Annotated in this window: 11 protein-coding genes; 4 read left to right on the top strand and 7 right to left on the bottom strand. The window is 70.6% G+C overall.

Features of this window, described 5'->3' with window-relative positions; translation table 11 throughout:
- Positions 1-47: 47 nt before the first annotated feature.
- A complete protein-coding gene (locus tag ACFV9W_RS38080) occupies positions 48-4,997 on the bottom strand; it encodes an NAD-glutamate dehydrogenase (RefSeq protein WP_385770510.1) in 4,950 nt (1,649 codons plus the stop codon).
- A 464-nt stretch (positions 4,998-5,461) separates the two neighbouring features.
- Between ACFV9W_RS38080 and ACFV9W_RS38075 the strand changes: the two genes are divergently transcribed.
- Positions 5,462-6,031, top strand: a complete 570-nt coding sequence (locus ACFV9W_RS38075; RefSeq protein WP_385770508.1) for a DJ-1/PfpI family protein — start codon at positions 5,462-5,464, stop codon at positions 6,029-6,031.
- Between the two features lie 383 nt (positions 6,032-6,414).
- On the opposite strand, the gene ACFV9W_RS38070 is transcribed toward ACFV9W_RS38075, so the two are convergent.
- The 3 genes from ACFV9W_RS38070 to ACFV9W_RS38060 form a co-directional block, all read right to left on the bottom strand.
- On the bottom strand, positions 6,415-8,706 hold the full coding sequence (locus tag ACFV9W_RS38070; protein ID WP_385770506.1) for an ATP-binding protein: 2,292 nt from the start codon (positions 8,704-8,706) through the stop codon (positions 6,415-6,417).
- 355 nt (positions 8,707-9,061) lie between these two features.
- Positions 9,062-9,763, bottom strand: coding sequence for an HAD family hydrolase (locus ACFV9W_RS38065; RefSeq protein WP_385770504.1), 702 nt, complete (start codon positions 9,761-9,763; stop codon positions 9,062-9,064).
- Between the two features lie 31 nt (positions 9,764-9,794).
- Positions 9,795-10,313 (bottom strand): DUF6912 family protein, encoded by a 519-nt coding sequence (locus ACFV9W_RS38060; protein ID WP_385770502.1) that lies wholly within the window; start codon positions 10,311-10,313, stop codon positions 9,795-9,797.
- A 270-nt stretch (positions 10,314-10,583) separates the two neighbouring features.
- Here ACFV9W_RS38060 and ACFV9W_RS38055 point away from each other — a divergent pair, with 270 nt between their 5' ends.
- A complete protein-coding gene (locus ACFV9W_RS38055; RefSeq protein ID WP_385770500.1) occupies positions 10,584-11,042 on the top strand; it encodes an Rv3235 family protein in 459 nt (152 codons plus the stop codon).
- A 68-nt stretch (positions 11,043-11,110) separates the two neighbouring features.
- On the opposite strand, the gene secA is transcribed toward ACFV9W_RS38055, so the two are convergent.
- Positions 11,111-13,921: a preprotein translocase subunit SecA gene (secA, locus tag ACFV9W_RS38050; RefSeq protein WP_385770498.1), complete on the bottom strand. Its 2,811-nt coding sequence runs from the start codon at positions 13,919-13,921 to the stop codon at positions 11,111-11,113.
- 238 nt (positions 13,922-14,159) lie between these two features.
- On the opposite strand from secA, the gene ACFV9W_RS38045 reads away from it, so the two are divergent.
- Both ACFV9W_RS38045 and ACFV9W_RS38040 read left to right on the top strand, forming a co-directional pair.
- Complete coding sequence (locus tag ACFV9W_RS38045) at positions 14,160-14,732, top strand: GNAT family N-acetyltransferase (RefSeq protein WP_385770496.1); 573 nt, start codon at positions 14,160-14,162, stop codon at positions 14,730-14,732.
- A gap of 590 nt (positions 14,733-15,322) precedes the next feature.
- On the top strand, positions 15,323-16,576 hold the full coding sequence (locus ACFV9W_RS38040) for a winged helix-turn-helix domain-containing protein (protein ID WP_385770494.1): 1,254 nt from the start codon (positions 15,323-15,325) through the stop codon (positions 16,574-16,576).
- 24 nt (positions 16,577-16,600) lie between these two features.
- Here ACFV9W_RS38040 and ACFV9W_RS38035 read toward each other — a convergent pair whose 3' ends face one another.
- Positions 16,601-17,350: a response regulator gene (locus ACFV9W_RS38035; RefSeq protein ID WP_385770492.1), complete on the bottom strand. Its 750-nt coding sequence runs from the start codon at positions 17,348-17,350 to the stop codon at positions 16,601-16,603.
- Between the two features lie 205 nt (positions 17,351-17,555).
- On the bottom strand, positions 17,556-18,251 hold the full coding sequence (gene hpf, locus ACFV9W_RS38030; RefSeq protein ID WP_385770490.1) for a ribosome hibernation-promoting factor, HPF/YfiA family: 696 nt from the start codon (positions 18,249-18,251) through the stop codon (positions 17,556-17,558).
- Positions 18,252-18,452 lie beyond the last annotated feature (201 nt).

Below are 18,452 nucleotides of genomic sequence, written 5' to 3'. Positions count from 1 at the left end.
CCCGGAGCCGATGATCCGGCTCGGGGCGCCCCCGTTCGCGTAGACCCCTACGAGTGCGTACGCAGCAGCGTGCGCATCGTGCGCATGGCGACCGAGAGGTTCGCCAGGTCGAACGAGTCCGAGCCCTGGATCTCCTCCAGGGTCGAGCGCGCCCGGCCCAGGATCGCCGCGTTCTTCTCCTCCCACGCCTTGAACCGCTGCTCCGGCGTCGAGGTCCCGTTGCCCGCCGCCAGTACGTCGGCGGTGAGCGCGGCATGCGCCGCGTACAGGTCCTCGCGGATGGAGGCGCGGGCCATCGACTGCCAGCGGTCGGAGCGCGGCAGCTCGATGATGCGGTCCATGAGCTGGGTGATGGAGAGCCGGTCACCGAGGTCGTAGTAGACCTCGGCGACGGCGAGGGCGTCCTTGCCCGTGCGGTCGGCGATCTGCACGATGTCGAGCGTCGGGAACGCGGACGAGAATCCGGCGACCCGCTCCGCGAGCTCCTGCGGAACGCCCGCGCCGGTCAGCTCGTCGACGATGCCCTGGTACCACTCGGCGTCCGCGCCGCGCAGCATCTTCGGCATGGCGGCCCAGACCTTGGTGACGTCCTCCTTGAAGAAGTCGATCGTCTCCGCGAGCTGGAGCGGCTGCGGGCGGTTGTTGAGCAGCCACCGCGTGCCGCGCTCGACGAGCCGCCGCGAGTGCAGCCGGATCCGGGTCTGGACGTCGGCGGCGACGACATTGTCGAGCGCCTCGACCGCGTCCCACACCTCGCTGAGGCCGAAGATCTCGCGCGCGGCGAGCTGCGCCCGCACGATCTCCTCAAGGGACGCACCGGTCTCCTCACGGAGGCGGTGCAGGAACGTCGAACCACCGGTGTTCACCGTGTCGTTGACGAGGACCGTCGTGATGATCTCGCGGCGCAGCGCGTGCCCGTCGATCGCCTCCGCGTACTTCTCGCGCAGCGGCTGCGGGAAGTAGGCGTGCAGGAGGCGACGCAGGTACGCGTCGTCCGGGAGGGTCGTCTGGATCAGCTCGTCGGCAGCCGTGATCTTCGTGTACGCGAAGAGGACGGCGAGCTCCGGCTGGCTCAGGCCGCGCCCGGAGTTGAGGAGTTCACGGATCTGCCGGTCGTTCGGCAGGAACTCCAGGCCCCGGTCGAGGTGGCCCTGCTTGCCCAGGCGGCGCATGAAGCGCTGGTGGGCGTGGAGCAGGGACGGCGCCTGGGCGCAGGAGTTGGCAAGCGCCGTGTTCTGCGCGTAGTTGTTGCGCAGCACCAGCTGGCCGACCTCGTCCGTCATGGCGGCGAGCAGCTTGTTGCGCTGCTTGACCGTCATGTCGCCGTCGGAGACAAGACCGTTGAGCAGGATCTTGATGTTGACCTCGACGTCCGAGGTGTTGACGCCGGCGCTGTTGTCGATCGCGTCGGTGTTCACCCGGCCGCCGCTGCGGGCGAACTCGATGCGGCCCAGCTGGGTCGCGCCGAGGTTGCCGCCCTCGCCGATGACCTTGGCGCGGACGTCCTTGCCGTCGACGCGGATCGGGTCGTTGGCCTTGTCGCCGACGTCCGCGTTGGACTCGACCGACGACTTGACGTACGTACCGATGCCGCCGTTCCACAGCAGGTCGACCGGCGCCTGGAGGATGGCCTTCATCAGCTCGGCCGGGGTCATCTTCGCCTGGCCGGACTCGATGCCGAGGGCCTCGCGGATGTGGGCGTTGAGCTGGATCGACTTGGCGGAGCGCGGGAAGATGCCGCCGCCCGCCGAGATCAGCTCCTTGTTGTAGTCCGCCCAGCTCGACCGCGGCAGCTCGAACATCCGGCGGCGCTCGGCGTAGCCGGTGGCCGCGTCGGGCTTCGGGTCGATGAAGATGTGCCGGTGGTCGAAGGCGGCGACCAGGCGGATGTGCTCGGACAGCAGCATGCCGTTGCCGAACACGTCGCCGGACATGTCGCCGACGCCGACGACCGTGAAGTCCTCGGACTGGCTGTCGACGCCCAGCTCCCGGAAGTGCCGCTTGACGGACTCCCAGGCGCCGCGGGCGGTGATGCCCATGCCCTTGTGGTCGTAGCCGGCCGAGCCGCCGGAAGCGAAGGCGTCACCGAGCCAGAAGTTGTACGACTCGGCGACCTGGTTCGCGATGTCCGAGAACGACGCCGTGCCCTTGTCGGCCGCGACCACGAGGTACGTGTCGTCCTCGTCGTGCCGCACGACGTCGGCGGGCGGCACGACCTCGCCGCCGACCAGGTTGTCGGTGATGTCGAGCAGCGCCGAGATGAAGGTCTTGTACGACGCGATGCCCTCGGCCATCCACGCGTCCCGGTCCACGCTCGGATCCGGCAGCTGCTTGGCGACGAAGCCGCCCTTGGCGCCGACCGGCACGATGACGGTGTTCTTCACCATCTGCGCCTTGACCAGGCCGAGGATCTCCGTACGGAAGTCCTCACGCCGGTCCGACCAGCGCAGACCACCGCGCGCGACCTTGCCGAAGCGCAGGTGCACGCCCTCGACGCGCGGCGAGTACACCCAGATCTCGTACGCGGGACGGGGCTCGGGCAGGTCCGGGATGGCCTGGGGGTCGAGCTTCATGGAGACGTACGTGTGCGGCTTGCCGCCCTGCGCCTCCTGGAAGAAGTTCGTCCGCAGCGTCGCCTTGATGACGGTGAGGAAGGAGCGCAGGATGCGGTCCTCGTCGAGGGACGCGACCTGGTCGAGCGCGCCGTCGACCTCCTCGAGCAGCCCGTCGATCAGCTCGGTCCCGGCGCGCTGCCGGTCCGGCGACATCCGCGCCTCGAACAGCGACACCAGCAGGCGCGTGGTGTGCACGTTCGTCCGGAGGGTGTCCTCCATGTAGTCCTGCGAGAACGTGGAGCCCGCCTGGCGCAGGTACTTGGCGTACGCGCGAAGCACCATCGCCTGACGCCAGTTCAGGCCGGCGCCCAGGACGAGGGAGTTGAAGCCGTCGTTCTCGGCGAGCCCGGTCCAGGTGGCGGCGAAGGCCTCCTGGAAGCGCTCGCGGCCGTCGGCCCCGAGGTCGTCGCCGTTGCCGTTCGCCGGCTTCGGCATGCGCAGGCCGAAGTCGTAGATCCACGCGGTCTTGCGGTCGCTGCAGCGCAGCTCGTACGGGCGCTCGTCGGTGACCTCGACGCCCAGGCGCTGGAGCACCGGCAGGACGGCGGACAGCGAGACGGGCGCGCCGATCCGGTAGATCTTGAAGCGGCGCTCGCCGGGGGCCGCGCCCACCGGCTCGTACAGGGAGAGCTCGAAGTCCTTGTGCTCCTGCGTGAGCTGTTCGAGGTGGACCAGGTCGGCCACGGCGGCGCGCGGCGAGTGGTCGGCCTTGAAGCCCTCGGGGAACGCGTGCCCGTAGCGGCGCAGCAGCTCGGCGGCGCGCTCCTCGCCGCACTCGGCGTTCAGCGCCTCCCCGAAGCCGTCGGCCCAGGAGCGGGCGGCCTCGACGAGGCGGGCCTCGATGCGGTCCTTGTCGGCGTCGGAGAGCTCCGGCAGCTCGGTGCCCTGCGGGACGCGGACGACGAAGTGCAGCCGGGACAGGATCGACTCGGTGTTCCAGGCGGTGAAGTCGACGCTGGTGCCGCCGAGCTCCTCCTTGAGGATGTCGATGATCCGCAGGCGCACGCCCGTGGTGTAGCGGTCGCGCGGCAGGTAGACGAGGGCCGAGTAGTAGCGCCCGTACTCGTCCTGGCGCAGGTAGAGCCGCAGCCGGCGGCGCTCCTGGAGGTACAGGACGGAGGTGACGATGGAGCGCAGCTCGTCGGCCGGGGTCTGGAACAGCTCGTCGCGCGGGTACGTCTCCAGGATCTGGAGCAGGTCGCGGCCGTCGTGGCTGTTGGGCGAGAAGCCCGCGCCCTTCAGGACTTCCTGGACCTTGCGGCGGATCACCGGGACGCGGCGCACGGACTCGGTGTACGCGGCGGAGGAGAACAGGCCGAGGAAGCGGCGCTCGCCGATGACGTTGCCCTCGGCGTCGAACTTCTTCACGCCGACGTAGTCGAGGTAGCTCGGCCGGTGCACGGTGGCGCGGCTGTTGGCCTTGGTGAGGACCAGCAGGCGGTGCTCGCGGGCCTTGGCCCGGGCGTCGGCCGGGAGGCGGTTGAAGGACGGCGAGACCGGGTGGTGCTCGTCGCGCTCGTGGTGCGGGTCGGAGCGCAGGATGCCGAGCCCGGTGCCGGGCACGGCGGCAAGGGAGTCGTCCTCGGAGAGGTCGTACTCGCGGTACCCGAGGAACGTGAAGTGGTCGGCGGCCAGCCAGCGAAGCAGCTCGCGGGCCTCCTCGACCTCCTGGTCGGGCAGGTCGCCCGCGGTCGGCTCGCTCGGCAGCTCCTCGGCGATGCGCAGCGCCGAGTCCCGCATCTTCTCCCAGTCCTCGACGCACTCCCGTACGTCGGACAGGACGCGCAGCAGGTCGGAGGTGATCTGCTTGAGGTCGGCGCGGTCGGTCTCGCGGTCCATCTCCACGTGGATCCACGACTCGGTGAGCACGTCGTGGCCCTCGGCGGACGTGCCGGCCGGAAGTACCTCGAGGAGCTTGCCGGTGACATCGCGCCGGACGGTGATCTGGGGGTGGATGACGACGTGGATGCCGCGCCCCTGCCGGGACAGCTCGTTGGTGACGGAGTCCACCAGGAACGGCATGTCGTCCGTGACGACCTCGACGACGGAGTGGCTGCAGGTCCAGCCGTTCTCCTCGACGGTCGGGGTGTGCACCTTCACGTTCGCCGTGCCCTGCGGTCGGTTCTCCGCGAGGCGGTAGTGCGAGTGCGCTGCCCCGAAGACGTCGACCGGGTCACGGTCGCTCAGGTCCTCCGGTGCGGTGTGCAGGTAGTAGCGCTGGAGGAACGCGAGTACGCCGTCGGTGTTGGTGGTGGTCCCGGCGGCCTGCGTTCCCTTGCCCGTCGCCCCGGTCGGTAGGTTCCCCCCTACCGGGCTGTTCTCAGCTACCCGGGCGGCCCTGGTGAGCAGCTCGGCTTTGGCTTCGTCCAGCTTGGTCTGCATTGTCCTCTGGCTCCTGTCGCGCGCCGTTGCGAGACGTAGATGTGGCGTAGATGAATCGCCCGACACAACGTCCCGACGCGGGGTGTCCGGTCTGAGACGACGTTATGCCCGGATGAGAGATGGGTGGACGACAATGCGCCGTTTTCAACGAAGAGGCCATCCGCCCGAAATGATCAGCGGCTGAGCGCCGGGCACGACCGCTGCTGTGGCAGGTCGTGATCTCCCGGCGCGGGCAGGGGGCGACGATGCCCCCGCGAGATATCGCGCTGATCACGGGACCAGGCTATCGCTCCCCACGGGGGCAACGTCATGAGCCGCTTGTGTACAAATCAGGGGGGCGAACTTTGACACTCTGCACAGAACCCCTGAAGCCCTTGCGTAGTACGGGCTCTTGCCAGCGGAGCGGCGCGGCGACACGTTGGGCGCACGACACGGCGGATCCCGCCGAGGGGAGCGTGTGACCAATGGCACCCAAAATCCTGATCGTCACCGGCGACGCGGCGGAGTCGCTGGAAGTCCTCTACCCCTACCAACGGCTGCGCGAGGAGGGGTACGAGGTCGACATCGCGGCGCCGACCCGCAAGAAGCTCCGGTTCGTGGTGCACGACTTCGAACCCGGCTTCGACACGTACACGGAGAAGCCCGGCTACACCTGGCCCGCCGACCTGGCCTTCTCCGAAGTCGATCCGGGCCAGTACGCCGCATTGGTGATTCCCGGCGGCCGGGCGCCCGAGTACCTGCGCGGCGACGCCGAACTCCGCAAGATCGTCAAGTCCTTCTTCGACACCGACAGGCCCGTCGCCCAGATCTGCCACGGGCCGCTCCTGACGGCGGCGGTGGACGCGCTGCGGGGCCGGCGTGTCACGGCGTACCCGGCGCTGGAAGTCGACATGCAGGCGGCGGGGGCCACGTTCCAGGACGCGGAGGCGGTCGTCGACGGCACCCTCGTCTCCGCCCGCGCCTGGCCGGACCACTCGCGGTGGATGCGGGAGTTCCTGACGGTGCTGCGGGCGAAGGCGCCTGCGACGGGCTGACACCCCGGCCGAGAGAGAAGTGCGGTGGCTGCCCCGCCGACGAGGGCAGCCACCGAAACGCGCCGTGCCCCGGACGCAGCGACGGGGGGCCGATGCCACGACAGCCGTGGGGAGTTGACCATTGCCGTCCGGCGCCCCGCCGCGCCATTCCTCCAGAGCACGCGACACCTGTACATCGTGTCCGTCTCCGCCAGCCCCCGGCATCGGTATCGCGGGGGAGCCGTATACGCATCTATGCAACGGACACGGGATCCGTATACCTAGCCGGCGGGCTCGCCCCTTCGCCTTGGGCGGGTGAGCAAATCCAGCCCCTGCGGCGATTGAGCAGCGGGGTCCGGGGCAGAGCCCCGAGACGTCACGCCGGAAGGCCACGCCCGCTCCGACTACCGCCCCGGTTCACCGACGGAGGAAATCGCGGCGATCTCCGTCCGCGACCCCACCCCGAGCTTCGCCAGGATGTGCTCCACATGCGCATCCGCCGTCCGCTTCGAAATCACCAGCCGCTCCGCGATCTCCCGGTTCGACATCCCCTCCGCCACCAGCGCCGCGACCTCCCGCTCCCGCCGGGTGAGCGCATCCACCCCACCCCCACGCGCCGCAGGCACCGGCGCCACCGGCGGCGCATCGGCCCCCGCCCGTACGGCGTCGAGCACCTGCGCCCCCGACAGCCGCGCCCCCACACCCCACCAGCGCCCGAACTCCTCCTCGCCCAGGGCCAGCCGCACCGCGCCCCGCACGGCCTCCTGCTCCTCGAAGAGGGACGGCAGCATCCCGACCGGGTCGCCGCCCCCGAGCCGCCGCGCGTTCTCCGCGTACCCGAGCAGCCACGCCGCCCGCACGTGCCGCTCGTCGTGCGCGGCGGACCAGGCGAGCCCGAGGCAGCACAGCGCGGCGACCAGCACCTCGTCGATCTCCGCCGCGGCCTCCAGGCCCCGGCACAGCGAGGCGACGGCGTCCTTCCGCTCCCCGGCGAGCCACAGGATGATGCCCTGCACCATCAGCGTGGACCCGAACAGCTGCCGCTCCCCCGTGCCCTCCAGGTGGGCGAGCCCCGTACGGCACAGGCCGAGCGCGCCGTCCGTGTCCCCGAGCACGCCGAGCAGCAGCGCCGCTTCGTAGTGGATGACCCCGGTGCCGAGGCCGTCCTCGCGCGCGAGGATCCGCTGCCGCGCGTCCTCCATGACGTCGAGCCCTTCGGGTTCCCCGCAGAGCGCGCCGAGGCCGCCCAGATACGCGTCGCAGAACAGCTCCACCCGGTCGTTGCCGGAGCGGCGCGCGATGTCGAGGGCCTGGTGGAAGAGTTCGAGCGCGCCCGGCAGATCTCCCTGCCACACGGAGAACAGGGCGGTCATGAACCGCCCCCACGCCTGCTCCTGCCCCACTTCGTCGAGGAGCGCGAGCCCCTTCTCGATCCAGTACCGCCCCTCGGAGAGCTGACCGACCGCCCGCCAGTACGGGCCGAGCTGCGCGGCGAACCACACACCGTCGGCCACCGCGTCCGGGCTCTTGTACGCGTATTCGAGCGCGGTCCTGACATCGGCCCGCGCCGCGCGCAGCACCCGGTAGTGGCCGACCTGCTCGGCCGTCAGGAAGCCGTCCCAGTACCGCTGCCCGAGGTCCCGGTGGTACGCGGAGTGCCGCTGCCGCACGGCCTCCGCCTGCCCCGCCTCCTCCAGCCACTCGGCGCCGTACTCGCGGATCGTGTCGAGCATCCGGTACCGGCCGCCGTTCTCCCCGATGCGCTGCACGACGGACTTGTCGACGAGCCCGATGAGCTGCTCGAGCACGTCACCACTCGTCAGCTCGCCGCCCGCGCCCACGACTTCGGCGGCGGCCAACTCGAAGGAGCCCGCGAAGACGGAGAGCCGCGCCCACAGCAGCCGCTCCTTGGGCGTGCACAGCTCGTGCGACCAGCCGATGGCCGTACGCAGCGTCTGGTGCCTGGTCAGCGCGGTGCGCCGGCCGCCCGTGAGCACCTCGAAGCGCTGCCCGAGCCGCTGCACCAGATGTTCGAGGGGCACCGCCCGCAGCCGCACCGCCGCCAGCTCGATGGCGAGCGGGATCCCGTCGAGACGGCGGGCGAGCGCCGCGAGCTGCTCCCGGTTCGTCTCGTCCACGGTGAAGGACGGCACCACGGCGGACGCCCGCTGCACGAACAGTTCGAGGGCGTCGTCGGGGGCGAGCGGCGCGATGGCGCAGCAGCGCTCCCCCGGCACGTCGAGCGGCTGCCGGCTGGTGGCGAGGACGCCGACCCCCGCCGTCTCCCGCAGCAGTACGTCGGTGAGCATGGCGCAGGCGTCGACGAGGTGCTCGCAGGTGTCGAGCACGATGAGCAGCCGCCGCTCCTGAAGGTGCGCGACGACCGCGTCGAGCGGCTCCATGCCCGCCTGTTCCGGCAGTTCGAGCACGGCAGCCAGGGTGGCGGGGATCAGCTCGGGGTCGCGCAGCGCGCTCAGCTCGACGAGCCACACCCCGTCGGGGAACCGCCCGGCGAGCCCGGCCGCGGCCCGCAACGCCGTACGGCTCTTGCCGACGCCGCCGGGGCCCACCAGGGTAACGAGGCGGGCGCGCTCGAACCCGGCCCGTACCTCCGCCAGTTCGACCGCTCTGCCGACGAACGTGGTGACTTCCACCGGAAGTTGACCGCCCCGTCGTTGCCCGAACCCGAAACCCATGACTCTCGCCCCCGTCGTCTCGCCACGCCACCAGGGCCCTTCTGACGGATCCGGCTGGAGTCACGGGCCCTGGCACGCACATCTGCGGCGTTGTCGTCGGTTGCCAACGCTCCGCGTTGACGCCCTCCTCCGCCTTGCAGCTGCACGCACCAGCCCCCGCTCACCGGCACCGCCCGTGAACGCCGCCCAGATCCAGCCTGATCCGTCAGAAGGACCCCGGCTCCAGCACAGCGTACGCAGCCGACAGCGGAGGGTGAACTGAGTCGATGCAAAATGCTGCGGATACGGGTCGGTTCACCGGTTCCGGTTGACGGCCACGGGCGGGTGCGGGTGCGGGGGGCAGGAGGAGGGCGGCTCAGGCCGCTCTTGCCATCCGCTCGGCCTCGCGCACCGCGTCCGCCAGGGTGTCGACGACGGGCGCGCCCACTCCTTCGAGGCTGGCCCTGCTGTGCGAGCCGCCGGTGTAGAGGACGGCCTGCGCGCCCGCGGCGAGCGCGGCCACCGCGTCGTCGGCCGCGTCCCCGATGACCACGGTCCGTTCCGGATGCACGCCGTCGAGGACGCCCAGGTGACGCACCATGTGCTCGGCCTTGCTGCCGCCGGAGGGGCCCGTCCGCCCGTCGACGCGCACGAAGCGCTCGGCGATCCCCAGCCGGCGCACCAGCGGCACGAGATCCTCGTGCCCGGCCATGCTGAGGATGGACTGGCTGCGCCCGGAGTCCTGCCAGCCGGCGAGCAGCAGTTCGACGCCCTCGGTGAGCCCGCAGTCCACCGCATAGCGCGCGTAGTGCTGGTGGAACGCGCCGTCCATCGCCGTCCACTCCGCATCGGTGGGCAGCCGGCCCATCAGCCGCTCGTAGAACTTGGGGATGGGTATGCAGTAGAGCTCGCGGTACTTCTCCAGCGTGATCGGTTCGAGCCCGACCGCGGCGAAGGCGGCGTTGCTGGCGCGGATGACCGCCTCGTTGTCGTGGAACAGCGTGCCGTTCCAGTCCCAGACGATGTGCGTGTCCGCGTCCGCGTGCGTGTTCATGTGCGTCCCGAAGTGCTTCCCCATGACAGGAAACTACCCACCTGGCGGCGGTCCGTCAGTGGCCGCCCTCACCCAGCAGGCCCGGGATCTCCTGCGTGGCGAACCACAGCAGGTCGTGGTCCTCTGCGCCGTCCACGACGAACTGCGCGTCGTCGTCGCCCCGGTCGGCCGCGGCGAGCGCCTCGGCGGCGGCCGTGACATCGGCGTCCGCGTCGCCCGAGTCGACGTGCACGGCGGCGGCCTTCGCCAGCGGCACGCTCTCGGGCACCGTCAGCTCGCCGAGCGCGGCCGGGTCCGGCCCGCGGTCCGGGTCGGCGACGGCGGCCCGGTCCGGCACGTCCACGGCGATGACCACCCGGCGGCGCGCGGCGCCGGGGTCGGCGGCGACGAGCCGCAGCGAGGCGAGCGCGGCGCGGCCCAGGGCCGCGTACTCCAGCTCCTCGATGTCCTCGGACAGGTACCACTCACGCAGCGCGGGCGTCACGGCGAAGGCGGTGACGGGCGCGGGCCCGATCTCGCCGGCCTTGTACGCCTCTGCGAGTCGAGGCAGGGACAGAGGTACGTACACGCGCATGGTCCGGCTGCTTTCTGCTCTGCGTCGGGGGCTTCAGGATACGTGGGGGCGTCCCCCTTCGGGCCGCGGCCCGCACCCGCCCGGGCGTCAACGCCCGCCCGCCGCCGACCCGCGTACGCTCCCGGGAATCCGGCCCGCGCGCCCGCCCGGTCACCCTGATAGGCGAACCCCGCGCCGGGCCCCGGCGCCGCCCGTCGGGCCTTGCCGCCGCGCCCCCGGCCTCGTACAAGATCCCCACGAGGAGTTACCGGCCGGTATCGGGGAGGCGTCATGCAGAAGGTCATGAACAGGCGGGGGCCACGCGGGAACACCCGGCCGCCCGGCCGGCGCGACAGCCGTCGCCCCGCCGCGGCACCCCGGCGCGTCCCGCCACGGGTGCCGCCGCACCCCACCGAGCTGTTCACCCAGCGCCTGCTCCTGGTGCTCAGCGGCGACCGGCCCCTGCACTGGTTCGCCCGGCACGCGGCACACCAGGCCTTCGAGGACCTGCTGTGGCTGGTGGAACGCCGCGCCCTGACGCCCGGCGCAGGGCCCCGCCCGACCGTGCACGGCATCGGCCACTTCGAACCCGCACCCGGCAGCTTCGAGGTGTTCGCCCGCATCGCGGTCGGCCCCCGGCTGCACGCCCTGGCCTTCCGGCTCGCCCTGGGCGAGGACCGGCGGTGGCGCTGCACGGCGGTGGAGCTCGGCGGCCGGCCGCCACGCGACACCCAGGACGTCGACGGGTGACGCGGGCCCGCCCCGGAACGCGGAAAGGGGCCGGACACCCCGTGCCCGGCCCCTTTCCTCACCTCACGTCACTTCTTGCGACGGCGGCCCTTCTGCTGCTTGCGCCGCTCGGCGCGGGTCAGGCCGTCCGCCGACGAGCGCGTGGGACCGCCCTCGGTCACGAAGTCGCCCTCGTCGACACCGCCCTCGGCGTTCGGCGCCTGGAAGTGCAGGCGGTCGGGGCGCTGCGGGGAGTCCAGGCCCTTGGCCCGGATCTCCGGACGGCCACCGGCCTGCGCGGGCACCGCGTCCTGCTTCTCCAGGTTCGCGGCCGGCGCCGCGTCCGTCACCGGGACCTCCTCGACCTGCTGCTCGACCTGGACCTCCAGGTTGAACAGGTAGCCGACGGACTCCTCCTTGATGCCCTCCATCATGGCGGTGAACATGTCGAAGCCCTCGCGCTGGTACTCGACCAGCGGGTCCTTCTGCGCCATGGCGCGCAGGCCGATGCCCTCCTGGAGGTAGTCCATCTCGTAGAGGTGCTCGCGCCACTTGCGGTCGAGCACGCTCAGCACGACCCGGCGCTCCAGCTCGCGCATGATGTCGGCCCCGAGCTGCTCCTCGCGCGCCTCGTACTGCGCGTGGATGTCGTCCTTGACGGCCTCGCCGATGAACTCGGCGGTGAGCCCGGCACGGTCGCCGACCTCGTCCTCGAGGTCCTCCACCGTGACCTTGATCGGGTAGAGCTGCTTGAACGCGCCCCACAGCCGGTCGAGGTCCCACTCCTCGGCGAAGCCCTCGGCGGTCTCGGCGCCGATGTAGGCGTCGATCGTGTCGTTCATGAAGTGCTGCACCTGCTCGTGCAGGTCCTCGCCCTCCAGGACGCGGCGGCGCTCGCCGTAGATGACCTCGCGCTGCCGGTTGAGCACCTCGTCGTACTTCAGGACGTTCTTGCGCGTCTCGAAGTTCTGCTGCTCGACCTGCGACTGGGCGGAGGCGATGGCGCGGGTCACCATCTTGTTCTCGATCGGGACGTCGTCCGGCACGTTGGCCATCGACATCACGCGCTCGACCATCTGCGCCTTGAAGAGCCGCATGAGGTCGTCGCCGAGCGACAGGTAGAAGCGGGACTCGCCGGGGTCGCCCTGACGGCCACTGCGACCGCGCAGCTGGTTGTCGATACGCCGCGACTCGTGCCGCTCCGTACCGAGGACGTAGAGCCCGCCGAGGTCCTTGACCTCCTCGAACTCGTCCTTGACCGCCTGCTCGGCCTTCTCCAGGGCGGCGGGCAGCGCCGCTGCCCACTCCTCGACGTGCTCGACGGGGTCGAGGCCCATCTGGCGCAGCTCGGCCTCGGCGAGGTCGTCGGGGTTGCCGCCGAGCTTGATGTCGGTGCCTCGGCCGGCCATGTTCGTCGCGACCGTGACGGCGCCCTTGCGGCCGGCCTGGGCGACGATCGTCGCCTCACGGTCGTGCTGCTTCGCGTTCAGCACTTCGTGCTGAACCCCGCGCTTGGAGAGCTGCTGCGAGAGGTACTCGGACTTCTCGACGGAGGTCGTACCGACGAGGATCGGCTGGCCCTTGCCGTGCTTCTCGGCGATGTCGTCGACCACCGCGTCGAACTTGGCGACCTCGGTGCGGTAGATCAGGTCGGCCTGGTCCGCACGGATCATCGGCTTGTTCGTCGGGATCGGGACGACGCCGAGCTTGTAGATCTGGTGGAACTCGGCGGCCTCGGTCATCGCCGTACCGGTCATGCCGGAGAGCTTGTCGTAGAGCCGGAAGAAGTTCTGAAGGGTGATCGTGGCGAGGGTCTGATTCTCATCCTTGATGTCGACCCCTTCCTTCGCCTCGATCGCCTGGTGCATGCCCTCGTTGTAGCGGCGGCCGGCGAGGATACGGCCGGTGTGCTCGTCGACGATCATGACTTCGCCGTCGATGACGACGTAGTCCTTGTCCTTCTTGAAGAGTTCCTTGGCCTTGATCGCGTTGTTCAGGTAACCCACGAGCGGCGTGTTGACCGACTCGTAGAGGTTGTCGATCCCGAGCCAGTCCTCGACCTTGGCGACACCCGGCTCGTGGATGGCCACGGTGCGCTTCTTCTCGTCGACCTCGTAGTCGCCGGTCTCCTCGATGCCCTTCAGCGTGTTGCCCGCCTCGCCCTTCTTGAGGCGCGTGACGAGCTTGGCGAAGTCGCCGTACCACTTCGTGGCCTGGTCGGCGGGGCCGGAGATGATCAGCGGCGTACGGGCCTCGTCGACGAGGATGGAGTCGACCTCGTCGACCACCGCGAAGTTGTGGCCGCGCTGGACGAGCTCGTCCCGGGACCACGCCATGTTGTCGCGGAGGTAGTCGAAGCCGAACTCGTTGTTCGTGCCGTACGTGATGTCGCAGTTGTACATCTCACGGCGCTGCGCCGGGTTCATGTTCGCGAGGATGCAGCCGACGGACAGGCCGAGGAACTTGTGGACGCGGCCCATCATCTCGGAGTCGCGCTCGGCCAGGTAGTCGTTCACCGTGATCAGGTGGACGCCCTTGCCGGACAGCGCGTTCAGATACGTCGGCAGCGTGCCGACCAGGGTCTTGCCCTCACCGGTCTTCATCTCCGCCACGTAGCCGAGGTGGAGCGCGGCGCCACCCATCAGCTGCACGTCGTAGGGGCGCTGGCCCAGCACGCGGCGGGCGGCCTCACGGACGGTGGCGAACGCCTCGGGCAGCAGGTCGTCGAGGGTCTCACCGTCCTCCAACCGCTGCTTGTACTCGTCCGTGAGTGCGCGCAGCTCGGCGTCGGAGAGACTCTCGAAGTCCTCTTCGATGGAGTTGACCTGGTCCGCGATGCGGTGCAGCTTGCGCAGGATCTTGCCTTCGCCTGCACGCATGAGCTTCTGGAGGACGGACACGGGGGTTGGTCTCCTTGCCGGTCGGGCCTGGCACGGTCGGTTTTCTCTAAAACTTCTAGGTATTACTGGGCACTACTGGGAACTACAAAGGACTACTAGAGCAACGGCCATCGTATGCGAGGACCCCACCGTGCCGGGAGGTCTGCCATCAGGTCCAACGCGCGGGCCGCCGCGAAGGTGCCGGTACGGGCCATGAAAAGTCATGGCGCCCCTGCCGCGTGCCGAGCAGAATCGGGCGATGGACCCCGTGACGCTGACCACCGACCGCCTGCAGCTGCGCACGTTCGTGCCCGCCGACATCGACGAGGTGTACGTCGCGGCCCAGGATCCCGACATCCAGCGCTGGACCACGATTCCCTCGCCGTACGCGCGCGTGGATGCCGAGTACTTCATCAACCGCGTCGTGGTCGACGGCTGGCGCGGTGACACCGAGTACACCTTCGCCATCCGGACGGAGGACCCCGGCCCGGTGGTGGGCGCGGTCGCCCTGCACCACCCGCGCGCGGGTGGCTGGGAGGTCGGCTTCTGGACGGCCAAACGGTTCCGCGGCCGCGGCTATATGACGGAGGCCGTCCTGGGCGTGGCCCGCTGGGCGTTCACCGACCTCTCCTGTACGCGCCTGGAGTGGCGCGCGGAGGTCGGCAACGTGGGCTCCCTCACGGTGGCGGAACGCGCGGGCTTCACCCTGGAGGCCACCCTCCGCGCCGCGATGCCGAACAAGGGCGTCCTCCGCGACTGCTGGCTGGCCTCCCTCCTCCCAACGGACCTGGGCCTCCGAACACCGCTGCCGTACCTCCCGTCCCCGACCTGAGCGCGCCACCACCGCCACGCCACGTCCCCCGCCTATCTCCCACCCTCCCGCCCCCTCCGGGGGCTACACCCCGAACGGCGCCACGCCGCCAGGCAGATCGGCACCCCCGGCACTCCCCGCACTTCTGCACCCCGGCTCCCCCGCACCCCGCCGCCTCGGCTACCCCGGCAGCCCCGACTCCCTCGGCCCCCGGGCTCCCCGGGCTCCCCGGCACCCCGGCACCCCGCACCCCGGGCTCCCCGGCACCCCGGCACCCCGGCACCCCGGCACCCCGGCACCCCGGCACCCCGGCCACAACGATGAGGCCGCCCCCGCCTTGGGCAATCCACCGCCGGCACGGCTCCCCACCCGTTGCGGTCGGCCGCCCCCGCCTTGGGCAATCTGCCGCCTTGGGCGGCAGGGTGGGCAAGGCGGCACCCCGGTGCCGCGCACCGGATACGGCGGCCCCAGCCACGCCCCAGCAAAGAACCCCGACGCCGCCCACACGAACCCACGACGCCCACCCCGACACGGCCCGCAGAACCCCGCCGCAGCCCACACCCCGACCGGCCCCCACCCCGTTGTCAGACCCGACCTCTATCGTTCCGGCCATGACGACCTCGCCGCGTCCCACCGCCACCCTGTCCGCCGCCGAAGCCCGCCGCACCGCCCTCCGCGCCCAAGGCTTCCTCGGCGCCCCCGACCGCAGGGCCGGCGTCCGCGGCGTACTGCGCCACCTCGGCGCGGTCCAGCTCGACACGATCTCCGTACTCGCCCGCTCGCACGAGCTGATCCCCTACGCCCGCCTGGGCGCGGTCCCCCGGACCAAGGTCGAATCGGCGTACTGGACCCCGGGCACAAGCACAGGCACAGGCACAGGCACGAGTACGAGCACAGGCACACGCACAGGCGCGGGCGCGGGCACGCCCCCGTCCCCCACCCCCCACGCCTTCGAATACTGGTCGCACGCCGCCTGTGTCCTCCCCATCGAGGAGTGGCCGCACTTCGCCTTCCGCCGCCGCGCCTACCGCGCCCGCCCCCACTGGCACCACCACCTCCCCGACGGCGCGTACGAGCAGGTGATCAAGCAACTCCGCGCGGAGGGCCCCCTCACCGCCACGGAACTGGGCGGCGCGAAGAACAAGGGCGAGTGGTGGGACTGGTCCGAGTCGAAGATCGCCGTCGAGCGCGCGCTGATGTACGGCGAGGTGGTGTGCGTGGAGCGCCGCGGCTGGAAGCGGATCTACGACCTGGCGGAGCGCGCGATCCCGTCCGACCTCCTGCACGACGACCTCGACGACACCGAGTGCGTACGCCGCCTGGTCCGCCAGGCCGGCGAGGCCCTCGGCGTCGGCACCCGCTCGGACATCGCGGACTACCACCGCCTGAAGAGCGAGCAGTTCGACGCGGTGATCGAGGACACCGGCCTCGTCCCCGTCACCGTAGAGGGCTGGGGCGGCAAGCCGGCCTGGGCCGACCCGGCAGCCCTGGAATCGACCCCGCGCGGCCGCCACCGCACGACACTCCTGTCGCCCTTCGACTCCCTGATCTGGGAGCGGGCCCGCACGGAGCGGATCTTCGGCTTCACGCACCGCCTGGAGGCCTACGTCCCCAAGCCGAAGCGGATCCACGGCTACTTCGCGATGCCGGTGCTGTCCGGCGGCCACCTGGTGGGCCGCGTCGACCCCGCGCGCGCGGGCAGCACGCTGGTCGCCAAGCAGGTCTCCCTGGACGGCCCGAAGGCCGTACCGGCGGTGGCGGCGGCGCTCCTCGAAGCGGCGAGCTGGGTCGGCTGCGACAGCGTGCGAGTGGAGCACATGGAGTCGGCCCCCCTGAAGAAGTCCCTGATCGAAGCCCTCCGCTAGCAGCCCCGGCCCCGGGGCCCCGCCCTACCGGATCTCCAGAATCTTCTCCCGCATCGCGTACACCACGGCCTCCATCCTGGAGTGCAACTGCAGCTTCTCCAGGATGTTGCGCACATGGTTCTTCACGGTGTTCTCGGAGATGAACAACTCCTTGGCGATGTCCCGGTTGTTCATGCCCGTGGCCACCAGCTTGAGCACCTCGAGCTCCCGGTCGGTCAGCCGGGGCGCGGGCACGAGCCGGCGCTCGTCCGTGCGCTGGATCATCGACTTGAACTCGGTGAGCAACTTCGACGCCATGGACGGGCTGATCTGCGACTGCCCGTCGGCCACGGCGCGAATCGCCGTCGCGACCTCGTCGGTCGAGATCTCCTTCAGCAGATACCCCGTCGCGCCCGCCTTGATCGCGTCGTAGAGATCGGCTTCCTCATCGCTGATGGTCAGCATGATGATCTTGGCGCTGGGCGCCACCTCCTTGATGGAGGTGCACGCCTCGATGCCGCCTCTCTTGGGCATCCGCACGTCCATGAGGATGATGTCCGGCAGCAGATCGGCCGCCTTGTCCACGGCCTCCGCCCCGTCACCCGCCTCACCGACGACCTGGATGTCCTCCTCGGCCTTGAGGACGATCTCAAGGCCGCGCCGGAACAGGGCATGGTCGTCCACCACAAGCACCCGGATGGGCTCCTCGCGCGAGGAGGCGTCCGGCCCCATGTCGGCGCCGTCCTCGCCGGCACCGGCGTCCTCGCCCCGCATCAGTCCGAAGCTGTCCGCCATCGTTCCTCCCCCTGAAGGCCGCGGCCCGTCTTTCCTGTGCCGCGCCAACCCGAGGCACCAGCACGCCGGTTGACCCGGCCCGGCCATGATTTCATGCCGCGGCCTCGGCGCGATGGCCGTGCGGTGCACACGGGGGTCGCACAAGGGTGCCCCTGGGGGCGCACACGCACCCCAGGGGCACCCGATGAGTGGGTGTCAGTTGTGGTCAGCCGCCGATGGCGTCGCCCCCGTCGGCTCCCCTGACCTGGGAGACCATGGGGTCGGTGCTGAGGTGGATGACGCCGTAGTCGTAGGCGTGCCGCCGGTAGACGACGCTCGGTTCCTTGGTCTCGGAGTCGACGAACAGATAGAAGTCGTGCCCGACCAGCTCCATCTCGTAGAGCGCCTGGTCGAGCGTCATGGGTGCCGCCACGTGGGTCTTCTCACGGACGACGAGCGGGCCCTCGCCCTTGACCTCGAGCGAGCCCATCTTGGTGGTCGGTACGCCGTCGGGCTCGGCCTCCTCGGCCCTGGCGATCGTGCCGTCCCCGTTCAGCAGGGCGGCGTCCGGGACGTGCTCGGCGACCTCCGCCGCCGAGATCCGCTTCCCGCGCCGCGACGACCGCTTGTCGTGCTGCTTGCGCAGGCGCGCGTCGAGCTTGTCCGTGGCCAGGTCCAGCGCCGCGTACGGGTCGCTGGCGGCGGCTTCCGCCCTGATCACCGGGCCACGCGTACGCAGCGTGATCTCCACGCGCTCGCAACGGTCCGCCTGCCGGGGGTTCGGCTCCTTGGACACCTCGACATCGAGACTGATCACCTTGCCGTCGAGCTTCTGGATCTTGTCCAGCTTCAGCTTCTCGGCCACGTGCTTACGGAACCGCTCTGGTACCTCGGTCTTGCGGCCCTTGACGACGATGTCCACGCAGAACTCCGTTCCCGGATAGCTCCGCTCCTTGGGCGGAGCATCTCCCTCTTGCACCAGACTCCGGCCACTTCCGAAGTCTCGGACTCGGTGACTTCCACCTCCTCCTCCCCCGTGGACAAGATCTACACCCCACCATGCCGGGTGATTGCGAAAATGCCTGTGCAATGTCCTGACAGGGCAATCCAATGGCGAGGGGTG

The sequence above is a fragment of the Streptomyces sp. NPDC059897 genome, assembly GCF_042730865.1.
Taxonomy (GTDB): Bacteria; Actinomycetota; Actinomycetes; order Streptomycetales; family Streptomycetaceae; genus Streptomyces.
Note: the sequence above shows the minus strand (reverse complement) of the source record. Positions and strands in the feature narration are given on the sequence as shown.

Coding starts and splice junctions, on each gene's coding strand:
- ACFV9W_RS38080 (WP_385770510.1), bottom strand. CDS start 4,997: ATGCAGACCAAGCTGGACGAAGCCAAAGCCGAGCTGCTCACCAGGGCC.
- ACFV9W_RS38075 (WP_385770508.1), top strand. CDS start 5,462: ATGGCACCCAAAATCCTGATCGTCACCGGCGACGCGGCGGAGTCGCTG.
- ACFV9W_RS38070 (WP_385770506.1), bottom strand. CDS start 8,706: ATGGGTTTCGGGTTCGGGCAACGACGGGGCGGTCAACTTCCGGTGGAA.
- ACFV9W_RS38065 (WP_385770504.1), bottom strand. CDS start 9,763: ATGGGGAAGCACTTCGGGACGCACATGAACACGCACGCGGACGCGGAC.
- ACFV9W_RS38060 (WP_385770502.1), bottom strand. CDS start 10,313: ATGCGCGTGTACGTACCTCTGTCCCTGCCTCGACTCGCAGAGGCGTAC.
- ACFV9W_RS38055 (WP_385770500.1), top strand. CDS start 10,584: ATGCAGAAGGTCATGAACAGGCGGGGGCCACGCGGGAACACCCGGCCG.
- ACFV9W_RS38045 (WP_385770496.1), top strand. CDS start 14,160: ATGGACCCCGTGACGCTGACCACCGACCGCCTGCAGCTGCGCACGTTC.
- ACFV9W_RS38040 (WP_385770494.1), top strand. CDS start 15,323: ATGACGACCTCGCCGCGTCCCACCGCCACCCTGTCCGCCGCCGAAGCC.
- ACFV9W_RS38035 (WP_385770492.1), bottom strand. CDS start 17,350: ATGGCGGACAGCTTCGGACTGATGCGGGGCGAGGACGCCGGTGCCGGC.